The organism is Ruminiclostridium cellobioparum subsp. termitidis CT1112 (assembly GCF_000350485.1).
GTDB lineage: Bacteria > Bacillota > Clostridia > Acetivibrionales > DSM-1351 > Ruminiclostridium > Ruminiclostridium termitidis.
Genome location: NZ_AORV01000061.1, coordinates 70,818 through 87,882, shown reverse-complemented (window position 1 = coordinate 87,882; position 17,065 = coordinate 70,818). Strand labels below are relative to the sequence as shown.

Sequence of the window (17,065 nt, the reverse complement as noted above, 5' to 3'; positions counted from 1 at the left end):
ATTGACAAAGCAAAAATATTCTAATATGATATGTGTATCGATAAACATTGGACTGGAGGTCACTATGTCTAGCTTATATGATGTTGCAGAATTGGCCGGTGTTTCCAAGACATTAGTATCACGTGTGATTAATGGTCAAAAAGGTGTCAGTGACAAATCCAAAGAAAAAATACTGTCTGCAATGAAAGAATTAAACTACACACCTAATGCAATTGCGCGTTCTCTGGTGTTACAGAAAACGCATATCATTGGAGTTGTTCTTGATAATTTGTGCGAACCTTATTTCTTTGATTTAATTAAGGGAATAGAACATTCGATTACAAAATCAGATTATGATGTTATATTCTGCAGCGGCAGGAATAGTATGGAACTGAAAAGTAAGTACATAAAATTCTTATCTCAAGGACGGGCGGATGGAGTTATAATTTACGGCAGCAGTCTGAGTGATGAAAAATTGATTAAAGAGCTTTCTGTATCTAATTTTCCATTTATAGTGGTGGAAAATGAAGTGGAAGGTGTTAATATAAACAACGTTGTGGTAGACAATGCTTTTGGTTCCAAGCTGGCGATTGAGCATTTGGTTGAAATTGGTTGCCGAAATATATACCATGTTACAGGAGATATGACTATAAAAGCTTCTGTAGACAGGCGGGATGGTTACATAAAAGCCATGCAGAACAATGGGTTTACTGTAAATAGTAATATGATATTGATGGCAGATTTTTCTGTAGAATCAGGATATGAGGCTGTAAAAGCGTTTATAGAAAAAAATGGAACAGACCAGCTGCCGGATGCATTTTATTTTGGTGCTGATACCACTGCTTTTGGTGGTATGATGGCCCTTGAGGATTACTCAATCAGAATTCCTGAAGACATTAAAATTGTTGGCTTTGACAATGATAAGCCTCATGATATTGATAGAAAGTTAAAGAAATTAACTACTCTAAGCCAGCCGCTGTATAAAATGGGCGAATCAGCGGTAAACATGCTGATTTCAGATATTAATCATATAACACCGGAAAAACAAAAACTGTTGTATTACCCCGAACTGATTATCCGAGAGACTACAAGAGAATAAAGAGAGATATATAAAGGGTCAAATCAGCATTTAATCTTTTTCATAATGAGATTCCTATTGGTTTTAACTGATAGGAATTAACTTAAAAGAAAATGTGTATCGTTACACAAAATTATTATTTCATATTGGAGGCAAAGCAAAGCTATGAGTGACATCAAATTTACAATTGTAGGAGCTGGAAGTTCCTACACACCGGAACTATTGGAAGAACTGTCCCAAAGGAGAGAGGAATTGCCGGTTAGAGAGATTATGCTTTATGACATCAATGAGGAACGCCTAGATATAATGGCGGGATTCTGCAAAAGATTTGCAAAGCATTTAGGGATGGAGGTTGATATTAAATCAACATTGGATTTAGACAAAGCGTTGTATGGCGCAGACTTTGTAGATACGCAAATTAGGGTTGGGGGTAACCGGCAAAGGGTTCTTGATGAAAAGATACCGTTAAAATACCATCTTGTGGGACAGGAGACTACCGGTGCAGGCGGAATGATGAAGGCAATGCGGACAATACCCGTCATGCTGGATGTGGCAAGGAAAATGGAAGAATTGTCTCCGACCGGCTGGCTGATCAATTATACTAATCCGACGGGATTGGTTACAGAGGCGGTTACCCGCTACACAAAAGCTAATATTGCCGGTTTCTGTTCGGGAGGCATTTTCCCTAAAATGTGGGCGAAAAGATCTCTTGGTATTTCTTATGACAGAGTTCAGTATGATTATGCCGGACTCAATCACATGAATTTTATAAGCAATATTACAATTGATGGACGTCCGGTTACAGAAGATGAATTTCTCAAAATAGCAGGTGAAAATACTGACGTAGATTTGGAACTGGTAAAATTACTGGGCGTAATTCCAAGTCCTTATCTTCAATATTATTATCATACTACCGAAAAGGTAAATAAGATACTAAGTCGTCCTCGTACCCGCGGTGAAGAAGTGATGTTGCTTGAAAAGGAGGTCTATGATGCCTACGCTGACCAGAATAACTTCTTAAAACCGGCAGCACTTTCAAAAAGAGGCGGCGGCGGATATTCAGAGGTTGCTATCGGATTTGTAAATGCAATTTACAACAATATTGATACAGCTATGGTGGTTAATGTCCCTAATAATGGTGCAATAAAATTTTTGCCTGATACTGCAGTTGTGGAAATAGGCTGTCTCGTCAATAAAAGGGGCATCTCGCCTTTAAATGTAGCTAATATACCCGAAATGTGCTGGGGACTAATTTCAGCGGTAAAAAATTACGAGCAGCTTGCAGTGGAGTCAGCAGTTGAAGGTAATGTAAGGAAAGCAAAGCTGGCTCTATTGGCTCATCCTCTTGTCAGAGAATATGACTTGGTGGAAAAGCTGATTCCGGAGCTATTGGAAGCAAATAAAATGTATCTGCCGCAATTTAAGTTTTAGGGGGAGCCAGAAAGATACATTTACGGCATACATTGTATGATTCAAGCAGCAAACGCCGCAAGCGTCTTTTTATTACTGTTTAATGTCGCCGGCGGTCGCGGCGAAATGGAGGATAGCGTGAAATATGTAATTGGAATAGATCAGGGTGCGAGCAAAACGCACGCTATTGTAAGTGACGAATATGGGATTGTTTTAGGCATGGGTAAAAGTTATGGGGCCTGCCACTCTTCAGATGGCATGACGCATGCAATTACAGCTGTAAAAGAAGCAGTTGATCAGGCTCTCGAGCAAAGCGGAATTTCCATTCAGGAGATAGAGCTAATAGCTGCGGGTATGACTGGAGTTGACTGGGATTTTGAAGAGGCTTTGCTGACAAAAGTACTCAGGGAGGCTTTTCCTACCGAAAAGGTTATAGTTGTGAATGACTGCATTATTGCAATGCGTGCAGGCACAAGAAGAAGCTACGGATGTGTTTTATGTGCCGGTTCAGGGTTAAACTGTGCAGTCAGGAATGAGAATGGAGACCAAATCATATATGGGTTTTACATAGATGATGAATTTCAGGGAGGATATTCGCTGGGGAAGAAAACAATAAGGGCGGTCATTGATTCACATATCGGACTGAAAGGTGAAACAAAGCTTACCCGGATGATTCTGGATTATTTTAATGTTGATACCGTAGATGAATTGTTGTACAGGAAAATGACTAACGCAGTCACTTCAAAAGATTATCTGTACCTTCCGATTATTTTGGAAGAAGCGGCTGCACAGAACGATTCTGTAGCGTTGAATGTGCTTGCCGACTACGGGAAAAATATAGCTATGTATGCAGTTCGTGGAATGGAGAAGCTTTCAATGTTAAATATGGGTGTGGATATCATATTGTCAGGCAGTATTTTTAAGTGCAAGCTGCCTATCCTAAGAGAAGCGGTTTCTCTTGAAGTGCACAAATATGCTATAAATGCAAAAATTGTTGATGCTGTTTATGAGCCGATTGTGGGGGCAGCTTTATTGGGACTGGATAGTTTGAATAAGGTGATTCCGGAAGAGGTCTATGATAATTTGGAGAAATCGGCTGATAAATTCAAGATTAAACGAATGAGTGATGAAGAAGAGGGATAACATGCTTTTGGTTTATGGGCCAAGACCGAAATAATATTTGAACATTCGAGCAGCGAATGATTATAAATTTAAACAAAGGGGATTGAATCTTATGAAAAAGTTAGGTAGAAAAATTTTATGCTTGCTGATGGCAGGTATAACAACAGTTTCTCTGGCAGCCTGTACGGGAAGTTCCAACTCCAACTCGGATAGCACTACGGGAAAAGGTGATCCGGTAGAACTAACTCTTTGGCATACTTGGCCTACCGGAAGTATAACTACTATTATTGATACGTTTGTTAAGCAGTATGAAAAAGAAAACAATGTCAAAATTCAGGTAGATGCAACCCAACAGGATGAATATCAACAGAGAAAATTAAAGGTTGCGGCTGCTAACGGTTCTCAGGGTGATGTATTTATGACATATGGTGCAGGATATTCTAAACCTTTTATTGCTGCGGGAGCCGTTTTACCACTGGATTCTTATTTAGAAGCCGATAAGACAAAAGACAGATTGATGAATGGTGTATTGGATTATTTCACATACGATGGTAAAGTATACGGATTGCCATTGAAAAAATGGGCAGGTATTTTATTCTGTAATACAGAATTATTTGAAAAAAACAATGTTGCTTATCCTGAAACCTGGGATCAAATGATGACCGCTGTAAACACCTTCCGTTCCAAAAATATAACACCAATGGTATTGGGAGCGAAAGATGCCTGGCATATTGGTATGATTCAAAATGCACTCGCTGTGAGAACAGCAGGTGTGGAGGCAAGTAATATGGCATTAAGCGGTGAAGGTTCTTTTGATACACCTGAAATCATAAAATCAGCACAGTTATTGGTAGATTTAAATAAGGCAGGCGCTTTTGTGGAGGGTACACTGGGTGTCAGTGCTGATGAGGCACAGATGGAATTCTTTGCAGGAGAAGTTCCAATGTATTTTAGTGGAAGCTGGACGGCAGCCGATTGCGAGTCGGATGAAAATGCCATAAAAGGAAAAATAAAAGTAATGCCTATGCCCACTGTTGATGGCGGCAAGGGTGATGCTGACACTTATTTGGGCGGTGCAATAGATGGTTACATGGTAAATAATAATACAAAGCATCCCGAGGAAGCTGTAAAATTTGCTATTGCTTTAACCGAATATCAGTGTAAAGAAAGCTATAAAATAGGCGACAGCATTCCTACCTGGAAGGGAGATGTGGATGAATCTCAAATTAATCCGGTTTTGATACAAATCAACAAACTGACACAAAATGCTACAGGATATGTTTTGGCATGGGACACTTTTCTCACAGGGGCTGCAATAGATAACCATTATAATCTATTACAGGCGCTGATTGGTGGAAAGGCTACACCTGAAGAGTTTGCAAAAAAAATGCAGGAAGCTAATAAATAAAAAATATATATGGAAAAAGGAGCTTGGACCGTTAAACACGGTCCGGCAATCTTCCTTACAAAGACATCGGCGCAGTATTTAGATTAAGAAAGAAGGTATGATAATGGAAAGATCATTAAGGGACAAGAAGGCGATCTGCTTTTTTGTTATTCCCGCCTTACTTTGGTTTGCCGCTATCGCATTGGTTCCAATTTTTCAATCAACGTATTATAGCTTCCTTAAATGGGATGGTATCACAGCATCAAAGTTTATCGGCTTGGAAAATTATATAAATTTGTTTCAGGATCAGTTATTTCTGAAGTCAATTGTAAATTCACTTATACTTGCTGCAAGTTCGGTGTTTATTCAGCTGCCGGTTTCTATGGTTCTTGCATTGGTGCTTGCATCCGGCATCAAAGGTGAGAATGCATACAGAACAATTTATTTTATACCGGTAATAATTTCGTCCACAATTATTGCTCAACTCTGGATGAAAGTATATCACCCGACTTATGGTTTGCTGAATAGTGTTCTAGGTATGTTTGGATTGGATCAGTTTAAGAGTGCATGGCTTGCCAATTCATCAACTGCACTTGCTGCGGTATTTATACCAATGATATGGCAGTATGTCGGTTATCATATGCTATTATTTTATTCTGCTGCAAAATCAATTGTACCGGAAATATTTGAAGCAGCAAGGGTTGACGGTGCAAATGACAGGCAGATTGCACTGAAAATAATTATTCCGCAAATTGTACCAATGATTAAAGCCTGCGTGATATTTGCTGTAATTGGTTCATTAAAGTCTTTTGATCTAATTTATGTACTGACAAGAGGCGGACCGCTTCATTCTACAGAAGTTCCAACTATGCTCATGTATACTGAAATTTTCTCAAAAAATCAATATGGATATGCAAGCGGTATTGCTATTTTCATTATTATTGAATGCCTGGTTCTAACGCTGATTATACAACAAATATTCAAAAAAAGACAAGAGGCATAGGAGGGAATTATGAAGCTAAAAACATACAAAAAGAAACCACGAATAGTGAGATCTGTAATATTAATTATAGTAGCTGTCATACAGCTGTTCCCTCTTTATTGGATGCTGACTTTTTCTCTGAAGGGAAATAATGAAATTTTCGGTGGTAATATTCTAGGCCTTCCTAAAGATTGGCGATGGGACAATTATGCCAATGTATTTAATCAAACGAATATACCCAAGTATCTGATGAACAGTATAATTGTAACAGCTATTACAATTGTTTTTACATTATTGCTTTCTGCAATGGTTACCTATGCAATTGTCCGATTAAAGTGGTTCTTGAGTAAAACCGTATATATACTATTCCTGGTAGGAATGATGCTGCCCATTCATGCGGTGTTACTGCCGCTGTTTGTAAATTTGAAGCCGGTTATGAATACCTATGCTGCGCTGATTTTGCCATATGTTGCATTTGCCATGCCACTGTCTATTCTGATTATGGTCGGCTCTCTGGAAGGAATTCCAAGGGAACTGGAAGAAGCGGCATTTATTGACGGGGCCAATATCTATAAAATATTCTTTAATATAATTATGCCGCTGCTTTCACCCACAATGGCCACGGTTGCCATACTTACATTTCTTTCTTCCTGGAATGAAATGATGCTGGCTGTAACATTTATAAGCAATGAAAGTTTTAAAACGATTACTACAGGTGTTTTGGATATGGTGGGTAAATATTCCACTAAATGGGGGTTGATAGGAGCCGGCCTTGTAGTTGCTACAATTCCTACAATTATTATGTATATTTTATTAAGTGACAATGTGCAAAAAAGTCTTGCTGCCGGTGCAGTAAAAGGTTAAGTACGACATCAGGTCGTACAAATATCGAAACTGATATGGAGGAACAAATTATGAGTTTAAAATTCTGTAAGTGCCCATATATCCCATGTAAGGTGCGCGGAAATTGCGAAGCATGTGTGGTAAAAAGTATAGATGAAGGGACTTTGTGCAATTGTATGGAAGACATTTCTATAAAGCTGGGAGCAAAAATTGAGGGAAAACCAATAAAAACAATAATCTGTGATGACTTTGAGGCAATGTCTCAATGTTCGGCAGATCTCATATGTGAGTCATTAAAGGCCAAACCGGATTCACTTCTGTGTTTGCCTGCCGGAAGCAGCGCGACCAGAACCTTTCAGATATTAAAAGAACGGGCAGATTCAGGTGAAGTTGATTTCAGCGAGGCATACTTTGTGTCCTTGGACGAGTGGCTGGACCTGAAAGATGAATCTGAAAATTGTACTGCATTCATGTTGCAAAATTTTTACAATCCACTTAATATTGATAAAAACAAAATACGTTTATTTGATATTCATGCCGAAAATCTGGAAGAGGAATGTAAAAGCGTTGACAAATACATTTTTGACCACGGCGGAATCGACTTGATGCTTTTAGGCTTGGGTATGAACGGACATCTTGGATTAAATGAACCGGGTGAATCTTTTGACAGTTATGCAAAAGTAGTTACGCTGGACACTGTTACGCAGCAGGTTGGGCAAAAATACTTTTCTAAATCAACCGATTTGACAAGAGGGATAACCCTGGGGGTACGTCATATATTTGACTCAAAGAAGGTAATTCTGCAGGTGGGAGGGATGGCAAAGGCTGATATAGTAAAAAAAGTTTATGAAAGCAAACCATCCTTTGAAATACCAGGCACCGTCATGCAGCTTTTAGATAATGGCGTTGTGGTTTTGGATAGAGATGCGGCCTCAAGCCTTGAGAATGTGAGTTGCGAATAGATAGGGTTTTTAAACCTCATCAAGGATGCTTTATCATCATTTCAAACCATCAAGAATTACTTTTGCATATACAAGAATTACTCTTGTATATGTCCGTAAATTCGTGTAAGTATTCATATCAATACAATTCGAACAGCTCTGTCAGTTCCTGCTGTGTCATTTTGGTAAGAAGGGTTTCACCGGATTGGATAACAGCGTCCACCAGCTGTTTCTTCCTTTCCTTGAGATTCAGGATCTTTTCCTCAATGGTGCCGTGGGTCACCAGCTTCATGACATGGACCGTCTTGGTCTGGCCTATCCTGTAGGCGCGGTCGGTTGCCTGGTCCTCCACTGCGGGATTCCACCAGGGATCGTAATGAATAACTGTATCGGCGCCGGTGAGGTTCAGCCCTGTTCCGCCGGACTTGAGTGAAAGCAGGAATATGTTGCCTTCCCCGCTGTTGAAGCTGCGCACAAGCTGCATTCTTTCGTCAGCAGGAGTTGCTCCGTCAAGGTAAAGGTAGTTGATCTCTGTTTCTTCAAGCCAGCGTCTGATTATAGCCAGCATTGATGTAAACTGGGAGAAAAGCAGTATTCTGTGACCGGCAGTAAGGGAATCCTCAACTACCTCCATAAGCAGCTGAAGCTTCCCGCTGTCACCCTCATAGTCTTCTACGAACAAGGACGGGTGACAGCACAGCTGACGCAATCTTGTGAGGACCGAAAGAATTTTGATCTGGCTTTTTTCAAAGCCTTTTTCTTTGATCTCACTGAACAATTCACCCCTTGCCTGTTCCAGGTATGCGACATAAAGTTTTTTCTGCTCCTGGGTAAGCTCTGCTTCTATGACATGCTCTATCTTCTCAGGCAATTCCTTTAAAACATCCTGCTTCAGCCTTCTCAGTATAAAAGGCCGGATCTGTCTTCCAAGGCTGGAGAGTGAAGAGGTGTCCCCTTTTGATATGGGTGTCTCGTATTTTTCTGAAAACTTTGAGTGTGAGCCCAGATAGCCGGGAAGTATAAAATCAAAAACCGACCACAGTTCGGTGAGATTATTCTCCATGGGGGTTCCTGTCAGGGCCAGTCTGTGTTCCGATACTATCTGCCTGACAGCTTTTGATGCCTGTGAAAGGGGATTCTTTATGTGCTGGGCCTCATCCAGTATACAATACCGGAAATTAAAGGCCGTATAATCATCAATGTCTCTCCTTATCAGAGCATAGGAGGTTACTATAAGATCTGTTCCCATCCCTTTCCGGATCAGCTCCTGACGTTCGGTTTTATTGCCGACAACGGCGGTTACCGACATATCAGGAGCAAATTTGTGAACTTCGGCACACCAGTTGTATATTAACGAGGTGGGAACCACAACAAGGGATGGACGGCTGTCTGACGACTGCCTGTCGAATTCCAGGAGAGTAATAACCTGAAGTGTTTTGCCAAGTCCCATATCATCGGCCAGAATACCGCCCAGACCGTAATGGGAGAGAGTTTTCATCCACTTGAAGCCGAGTTTCTGGTAATCCCTTAGTGTACCTTTTATACTTTTAGGTATTTTGTATTCTGTTTCAGCCGGGTCCTGAATATCATGAATCAGGTCCTTCAAGGCCGTATTGCGCTCAAAGAACTTCATCCCGCTCTCTTTAAGCATATTATCTATGTATAGTGCCCTGTATTTGGGCAGCTTTATAAATTCCCCCTCAATGTCGGAGGAACTCAGATCCAGTTGTTCCAAAATCTCAGCCATATTCAGCAGGTTTTCCGCTTCAAGGGGCAGAAAAGCGCCGTCCTTCAGCCGGAAATACTTTTTCTTATGCCTGATACTGTCAAAAATACTTGCCATTTCCTCGCGTTCAACGCCCTCAATATTGAAATTAAATTCCAGAAAACCGTTCAGATTGTTTAATCTCAGAAAGCCCGAAAAGGAAAGCTGCTTCTTAAAGCTCATGGCTTTAAAGCTTTCGGAATAATACACCTGAGCGTGCTCCTGAAGTTTAGGTATGACATAATTTACGAAGTCAAATATTTTTTCCTCTTCATCAAGGTATATTTTGTTGCTGTTGACTTTACAATCGGTTTCGGCAAGAATGTCCAGTATCTTGCCTTCGTCCTCAAGATTTCTTATAAGTATCTTATCAAAAGACGGCTTGGCTCTATCGGCCGAAAAGGGGTTTATTATCCGGTCTCCGTATTTAAATTTCACGTCGGCCGTGATAATATATTCAAACCTGTCAAGATAAATCTCTGGCTCAAATTCCGGCCTTTCGACAAGAGCCTGGAGGTCTTCGTCAATAAATACCTTTCCGGCTTTGCCGATAAAAGGCAGAATCTCTGTAAACAAACGCTCTTTATCATTGTCCAGAAAGCTGATTTTATTACTATTTTCCTTTTGCACATATTGAATAAACGGCTTCAAATATTCCTTCTGATGCTGCGAAACCTTGAAGATACTGTTCTTGTATAAAAAATATTCACAATCTGCAGTGACCATGTGAAGAGGGAACTTTGTGTCAATACCCAGATCCACCGTACTGGCATTTTTAGTTAATGTAAAATCAACGGGTATGTCGTCGACCTTGATCATAACCTTTTCCAGGGTTTGACCGTCTGCAATGACATTGAAGGAAAGAGGAGACAGCAGTTCCAATAAGCGTTTAAGCGCTCCTTCGGATAAAAAGATTTCTTTGTCTTTAAAAATACTTTGTTTTTTTATATCACCGGTCAGATAATCTATGAGATTTTCATTCTGCCACATTTCCGACAGATAAGAAATAATGGCTTCATCTTTCTCGGCAAAATTATGAATAGCAGGGTCAAATGAAAAACCTTTTCCATAGACCAGCTCTTTATCATTTCTGAGGCATTCCAGCAGCTCGCCGACATTTCTGACAATATACAATCTATCGGTGCCTATCCGCAGGGTAAGTGCCGCCGCAGGCCCCCTTCTTATATTTGAGACCCTTGTTTTAAGCAGCTCCAGGTTATATTCAACCTTTATGGATGTTTTCATATTTCCTGATTTGTTGTTGAAGTATTCGAAGATTTCTTTGGCAGCCTTTTTTTGAGAGGCAGAATTAAAGAAGCCTTGCTCATCCTTTGACTTAATAAGAAGCAAAACAGCAGTGATGTGCTTACAACAGCTTTCAGTCCGAAGGTTATCATTACAGGTACAGGAATAATCCTTTATCCGGCCCCCTTTTCCAAATTGAATCTGTACATTATATGGACGGGTGCCTATAACAGTTGCATCAAAAAGCATAAGCTCTTCATTAAAGGAGACGGATTTTACTCTGTTTGAACTATAATATTCCATACCCTTTTTAAATTTCATAGGGGTAGAAAGATAGTATATACTGTCTTTTGAAATTTGAAACATTCATTTACTCCATGGTCATTTTTTATAGCTTATCATTTTATTATAACCAAATTTCATGTCAATTACCATTATTTGAATAAGCATTGGTTTGAAAATCATCTAAGCGCAGAAACTGAAAAGCTTGCCGTTGACTATGGAATAAACCGACCCCGAACCGGTCAGACAGCGGGCTGTTGGCCTTTTGCCGTACAAGAGATAAGAAACTCTGTTAATTCCTCAGTACTATTTATTTTTATGTCACCGTTACAGCGGGTAAGTTCATTTTGCACTATGCTGAGTCCAAAGCCTCTGGTTTTGGAGGGGTTATCCTTTGTGGAATATCCTGCATTGAATATTTTATTTCTATCGGCTTCCGGGATCATGGGTCCATTATTTGAAATGGAGATAAAATACCGGTCTTCCTTTACATAGGTCTGAAGATGGACAAACTTGTTTTCACTGTCAACATTATTCATGGCATCAAAGGCGTTGTCTATTATGTTTGAAATGACGGTAACAGCCATATCCTCCGCAATGCCGGCTGAAGACAAGGGCTCCTCAAAATCGGCCCTTAATTCGATACCTCTCCTGAAGGCACTGTTATACTTTACGTTGATGATTGCATCCACAAAATCATTGCCGGAGTCTGTGGATATATTCTTTGTAGAGCTGTTGTTTGCAAAATTATTTATATAGTGCTTGATCCTTTCGGTGGAATCGGGCTTGTTAAGTGTGCAGAGACCAAAGATGGTATTCAGATGATTTTTGTATTCGTGGCGTTCCTTCGCCACCATTTCATTAAAATCAATCAGCTACCGGACACTGTCCTTTTGCATTTCGTTTGCATATTGGAGCAGCTCCAGCTTGGAGCCTTCCCGAAAGGCTGAAAACATTGCAACCATCAGAACTAAATAGATAACAAAAGAAAACAGGTTAAAAAGGTATGCTTTTTGGGGTTGGCCTGATAGAAAAATATTAACGTATACGAAGAATATTAATACTGTTGATATTATAATCAGTATTTGTTTATATTTTGACTGATAAGGGTTACTGTCATTCAACCATGCCAGATTGACAGGCTTTTTATAAAAGATGAATAATCCAAGAAATTCAACTGTCTTGCTGATAATACTGCATATTAATACATAAAGGCTGTTTTTAAGCAGTTCGCTCATGGGAATATTGGTGGCCAACAGGGCAAACATTGCTACAACTGTCTCAATGATAGTTACATATGATGTAATTAAAAAAACCTTAATCAAGCTTTTATATATTTTTCCATTAAACATATAGTTTAACACGGCAACGGTAAGAATTAATATGATTAAGGTATGAAAACCTGCCGGAACAAAAAGTGATATCCAATAAGTATATACTGTATAGATGGTAACAAAACATATGTATTTAAACTTCTCTTTGATTACATTTTCCCTAAAACCGGATAACAGGGCAAAGGTGTATATTATGATAAAACCCTCTAAAATAGTAAATAACACTTCACTGACAGTAAACAATTCGGATTACCCTCCTTAAGCAGATATAGATATGAAAAAAGCCATAAATACATACAAGGCGTACATATGTTTATGGCTTTTCCCGGTACTTGATTTCAATTAATTAGTGAGACTATTCCTTAGGCTCGTAGAAATATATCAACTTAAGTACGCCAACGCCTAAACCTGCTACAAACGAAGAAAGTAAACCGATTGATCTCAATAAATGTTTTTTCAATAGAATCACTCCATTTTCGACATTTTATATATAAATAATCCCTCTAATCTACATAAAAGTCAATGGTTTTTTAAAAAATATACTAAATATTATTAAAAAGTTTATTTTTCAGCAGTTGGTATACTGATAATAAATAGGTTGTAACAACAGAAACCTGTAATATTTGTGCAGGTATGTAGAAATAATCAAGCAGTAATATTGCAGGTGTTAAAGTAGCTGCCAGAATTTTGTATATTCCTGTTCTTTCCTCCACCTTCCTTGTTCTCACAGGAGCAATTGTTGCACCGGTTATTGTCAGAACGATTACAAGAATAATCTGAATAAAGCCGGGGATTATATCCAGCTTACCGGCAAAGACACTTATTGCCATTGTAATGAAGGATACGGCAAGGCAGACAAGTTCGTTTTTTGCATGATAGCCTCCCAAAATAGGGCGGAGCAAAAGTATAACTGCAAAGGCCAGCAAATATTCCAGTGTGGCCGAGAACAGGGTGAAAACTATCAGCAGCAGGATAAATTTATACAGATCGGAAAAAATACAAACAAGACCATACCGTATTCTCCTGGCTTCGGCCTCCGAGTATTCGGCATTGGATATGACTGCATCAGCAACCTTGTTTGCAAGTTTTCTGTAGAAGGTAATTTCCATAGGACCTCCGGCAACATATATTATAATCAAATGCTACCATATCATAAAACATAAGGGAAGATAGATTTGAATGCGTAAGGAATTACTTTAACAAGTTGTACCAATTGATCTTAATTAAACTCATCTGTAAAGTAAAATAAAACTTCAATTAGCACCACGAGTTAATTGAATATCCTGATCGGCATTTTAATTTTTTTGCTTCTATTGCAAAGCCCGCTCATATCCTTTCAGGGGATACATGCGGGCTCTTTTTTTAACTTTAAGTTAAGTTTTACTTTGCTACAATATTCACCAGTCTGCCTTTAACAACAATAACCTTTTTGACTTCCCTGCCTTCAAGGAACTGTTTGATTTTTTCGTCTGCCAGTGCGGCCGCTTCGGCTTCACTGTTGTCAGCATTGGCAGGTATCTCTATTTTACCTCTGACCGTGCCGTTGATTTGCACAGCTACTTCTATGGTATCTTTAACAAGAGCTTTTTCATCGAATACAGGCCATTTCTGATTGAAAACGGAGTACCCGTATCCAAGCTGTTCCCACATTTCTTCCGCAAAGTGAGGTGCAAATGGTGCCACCAGTTTTATCAGGTCGGCTATAGTCTCTTCAAACAGCCTGATATTTTTAGTCTTTACTTCTGCATCATACTTGTACAATGCGTTTACAAGCTCCATGCAGCGGGAGATTGCGGTATTGAACTGGAACCTGTCGGTATCCTGTGTCGCACCCTTTATGGCATTGTGGCGGACGAAATTCAATTCCTTATCATCCTTGTCAATATCTGTTCTGGCCTGGTTGGACTTCTGCTCGGCAAGGCTCTCCACAAGACGTTCAATTCTTGAGGTAAAACGCGATATGGCTTTTATGCCGTCATCGCTCCACGGGCCGCCGTCAACATAGTTGAAGCCGAAACCAAGATACATTCTGAAAATATCCGAACCATATTTCCTTACGTAATCATCAGGGGAAATGGTGTTTCCCTTTGATTTGCTCATTCTGTTCCCGTCCGGCCCAAGGATGGTACCCTGGTGCACCAGGGAGAGGAAGGGTTCGTCGAAGTTCAGGTGACCAAGATCTCTCAGAGCTTTGGTTATAAATCTTGCGTAGAGCAGATGCATTGCCGCATGCTCGGCTCCGCCCACATATTTGTCAACCGGCAGGAGTTTGTTTATCCATTCGGTGTCAAAAGCCTTTTCACTGTTTTTATTGTCGGCATATCTCAAGTAATAGAAGGAGGAGCAGACAAAGGTGTCCAGGGTGTCAGGGTCTCTTTTGGCAGGACCTCCGCACTTTGGACAGGTTGTGCTCATAAACTCTTCACTCTTTTTGAGCGGTGATTCTCCATCGGGAGCAAACTCAACGTCGTAAGGCAGCAATACAGGGAGATTTTCCTCAGGGACCGCCACTTCACCGCAGTGTTCACAATAAACCACAGGTATGGGGGAGCCCCAGTACCTCTGTCTGGAAACCAGCCAGTCTCTGAGTCTGTAGTTTATTTTCAGACTGCCTTTGTTATCTGCCTCCAGCTTTTTAACAATTGCAAGCTTTCCTTCTCCGGAAGGCATCCCGTCAAATTCAGCGCTGTTTACCAAAACGCCGTATTCACAGTAAGGCAGTTCGTCGTTTGAACCATCTGCACTCTTAATAACCCTCCTTATAGGAAGATTATATTTTTTTGCAAAGTCATAATCACGTTCATCATGCGAAGGAACCGCCATAACACAGCCTGTACCATAGCTTGCAAGTACATAATCCGCAATCCACACGGGTACCTGTTCACCTGTTATGGGATGAACGGCATAGGCGCCGGTGAAGACACCTGTTTTTTCCTTAACGGTTGAAAGTCTTTCGATTTCAGTCTGCTTCTTTGTTTCTCTGATATAATTTTCCACTGCTTCCCTGTTATCGGCAGCAGTGATTTTGTCCACTATGGGATTTTCCGGCGCCAGCACGACATAAGTCACACCGTAAAGTGTATCCGCCCTTGTTGTGAACACCTTGAAATCTATATCCTGGCCGGCCACCTTGAAGCATATCTCGGCTCCCTCGGAACGTCCGATCCAGTTGGTCTGTATTTTCTTTGTCTTCTCAGGCCAGTCTATGGTATCCAGTTTGTCCAGCAGTTCCTGGGCATAGGCGGTTATTTTGAAAAACCACTGCGTCAGGTCGCGCTTTGTTACTTCGGTGTCGCATCTTTCACAGGCGCCGTCGATAACCTGCTCGTTGGCAAGAACTGTGTTACATTTCGGGCACCAGTTTACAGGAGCATTTTTTCTGTAGGCCAGACCCGACTTGTAAAGCTGCAGGAACAGCCACTGTGTCCATTTATAGTAGTCAGGCATACAGGTCTTGACCTCATAATTCCAGTCAAAGGTCGCTCCCATTTCCTTGAGCTGGCCTTCCATGGTTTCTATGTTTTTGAGTGTGGAATCCTGCGGGTGTATACCTGTTTTGATAGCATAGTTTTCTGCAGGCAGACCGAAAGCGTCAAAGCCCATCGGATGAAATACTTCATAGCCCTGCATTCTCTTCATTCTGGCCCAGGAATCGGTCAGGCCGTAGTTATACCAATGCCCGACATGCAAATTGGAACCTGACGGATATGAAAACATTTCGAGACAGTAGAGCTTTTTGTCTATGTTTTGGGGATTGAACCTGTAAATATCGGTATCTGCCCACTTCTTCTGCCACTTTCTATCTATATCTGCTGAGTATGGCATTTAATCATCTCCTTTAAAATAATTGTAGCCTTAAATATTAAATATTAAATTTAAAAAATAATAAAATTTATAAAACCCGTCTCTGAAAAAGAGACGGGTTAATCCGCGGTACCACTCTTGTTAGTTTTGGGTCACGGTATATCAGCCGGTATTTGTACCAAACCGGGATGGTGTCCGTACTCAAAAGCTCACTTGATATCTTGTAACGTAGATATACGGCTGTTATTAGCAGCAGCTCCACGGCGAGTTCAAAGTATGCAGCCTGCCGCACTTCCACCATCGCATATGCGTTGTACGGCTCTCTGTAGGTTCATTGCCTTTTACTATTCCGCTTCATAACCTGTTATTTATAACTTGTAAAATCTTTATTAGCGTATCATATATGAGGAATTTTTTCAACTGCCTTTATTCATGTTGTTTCTTCACTTCATTGATGTTGTTTCACACTTTTGCAAAGAAAACAACCCCTGTCAGAATGAAAACAGTACCTATTATTTTATAGGGTGTGATGGTTTCATGAAAAATATAGTATCCGGCGAAGAGGCTGAAGGCATAAGCTGTACTTGTAAAAGCGTATGCTGTTGAAAGTGGTATTTTTGACAAGATATAAAGCCAGAGTGCCGTGGACAGGCCGTATGCCATAATCCCTGAAATAATATAAGGATTTATAAGCAGCTTGTAGGTATAGCCGGCAGTTTTTATAACGGCCATCTTCCATAAAATCTGTCCGGAGATGGTTATTGCAGAGTTCAAAATTGTCAGCACTATATATTTAATAGGCATATTTGCTTCCTCAAATAATTTATTGTGACGGTATATGCAAATCGGTCGGCTATAATCGCCTGAATGTACGGATTTAGATGTTACAGACT

The 17,065-nt window shown here is 40.2% G+C and carries 13 protein-coding genes; 7 read left to right on the top strand and 6 right to left on the bottom strand.

What is annotated here, in order from left to right:
• Positions 1 to 64: 64 nt before the first annotated feature.
• The 7 genes from CTER_RS21815 to CTER_RS21785 all read left to right on the top strand — a co-directional run bounded on the left by CTER_RS21815 (position 65) and on the right by CTER_RS21785 (position 7,763).
• Positions 65 to 1,078, top strand: coding sequence for a LacI family DNA-binding transcriptional regulator (locus tag CTER_RS21815; protein WP_004629416.1), 1,014 nt, complete (start codon positions 65 to 67; stop codon positions 1,076 to 1,078).
• Positions 1,079 to 1,222: 144 nt separating this feature from the next.
• Entirely contained in the window at positions 1,223 to 2,488 is a 1,266-nt protein-coding gene (locus CTER_RS21810; RefSeq protein WP_004629396.1) for a 6-phospho-beta-glucosidase, read from the top strand.
• Between the two features lie 117 nt (positions 2,489 to 2,605).
• Entirely contained in the window at positions 2,606 to 3,610 is a 1,005-nt protein-coding gene (locus CTER_RS21805) for an N-acetylglucosamine kinase (RefSeq protein ID WP_165585976.1), read from the top strand.
• 91 nt (positions 3,611 to 3,701) lie between these two features.
• Positions 3,702 to 4,997 (top strand): extracellular solute-binding protein, encoded by a 1,296-nt coding sequence (locus CTER_RS21800; RefSeq protein WP_004629277.1) that lies wholly within the window; start codon positions 3,702 to 3,704, stop codon positions 4,995 to 4,997.
• A gap of 103 nt (positions 4,998 to 5,100) precedes the next feature.
• Entirely contained in the window at positions 5,101 to 5,979 is an 879-nt protein-coding gene (locus CTER_RS21795; protein ID WP_004629334.1) for a carbohydrate ABC transporter permease, read from the top strand.
• Positions 5,980 to 5,988: 9 nt separating this feature from the next.
• On the top strand, positions 5,989 to 6,822 hold the full coding sequence (locus CTER_RS21790; RefSeq protein ID WP_004629409.1) for a carbohydrate ABC transporter permease: 834 nt from the start codon (positions 5,989 to 5,991) through the stop codon (positions 6,820 to 6,822).
• Positions 6,823 to 6,872: 50 nt separating this feature from the next.
• A complete protein-coding gene (locus CTER_RS21785; protein ID WP_051066665.1) occupies positions 6,873 to 7,763 on the top strand; it encodes a glucosamine-6-phosphate deaminase in 891 nt (296 codons plus the stop codon).
• A gap of 118 nt (positions 7,764 to 7,881) precedes the next feature.
• Here CTER_RS21785 and CTER_RS21780 read toward each other — a convergent pair whose 3' ends face one another.
• The 6 genes from CTER_RS21780 to CTER_RS21760 form a co-directional block, all read right to left on the bottom strand.
• Positions 7,882 to 11,118 (bottom strand): DEAD/DEAH box helicase, encoded by a 3,237-nt coding sequence (locus tag CTER_RS21780; protein WP_004629346.1) that lies wholly within the window; start codon positions 11,116 to 11,118, stop codon positions 7,882 to 7,884.
• A gap of 158 nt (positions 11,119 to 11,276) precedes the next feature.
• Positions 11,277 to 11,891 (bottom strand): sensor histidine kinase, encoded by a 615-nt coding sequence (locus CTER_RS28950; RefSeq protein WP_242835049.1) that lies wholly within the window; start codon positions 11,889 to 11,891, stop codon positions 11,277 to 11,279.
• A gap of 18 nt (positions 11,892 to 11,909) precedes the next feature.
• Positions 11,910 to 12,611: a hypothetical protein gene (locus tag CTER_RS28945; protein WP_242835047.1), complete on the bottom strand. Its 702-nt coding sequence runs from the start codon at positions 12,609 to 12,611 to the stop codon at positions 11,910 to 11,912.
• A gap of 299 nt (positions 12,612 to 12,910) precedes the next feature.
• A complete protein-coding gene (locus tag CTER_RS21770; RefSeq protein ID WP_004629404.1) occupies positions 12,911 to 13,477 on the bottom strand; it encodes an accessory gene regulator B family protein in 567 nt (188 codons plus the stop codon).
• Positions 13,478 to 13,748: 271 nt separating this feature from the next.
• Positions 13,749 to 16,193 (bottom strand): leucine--tRNA ligase, encoded by a 2,445-nt coding sequence (leuS, locus tag CTER_RS21765; RefSeq protein WP_004629432.1) that lies wholly within the window; start codon positions 16,191 to 16,193, stop codon positions 13,749 to 13,751.
• Positions 16,194 to 16,634: 441 nt separating this feature from the next.
• Entirely contained in the window at positions 16,635 to 16,976 is a 342-nt protein-coding gene (locus CTER_RS21760) for an EamA family transporter (RefSeq protein ID WP_004629423.1), read from the bottom strand.
• Between the last annotated feature and the right edge of the window lie 89 nt (positions 16,977 to 17,065).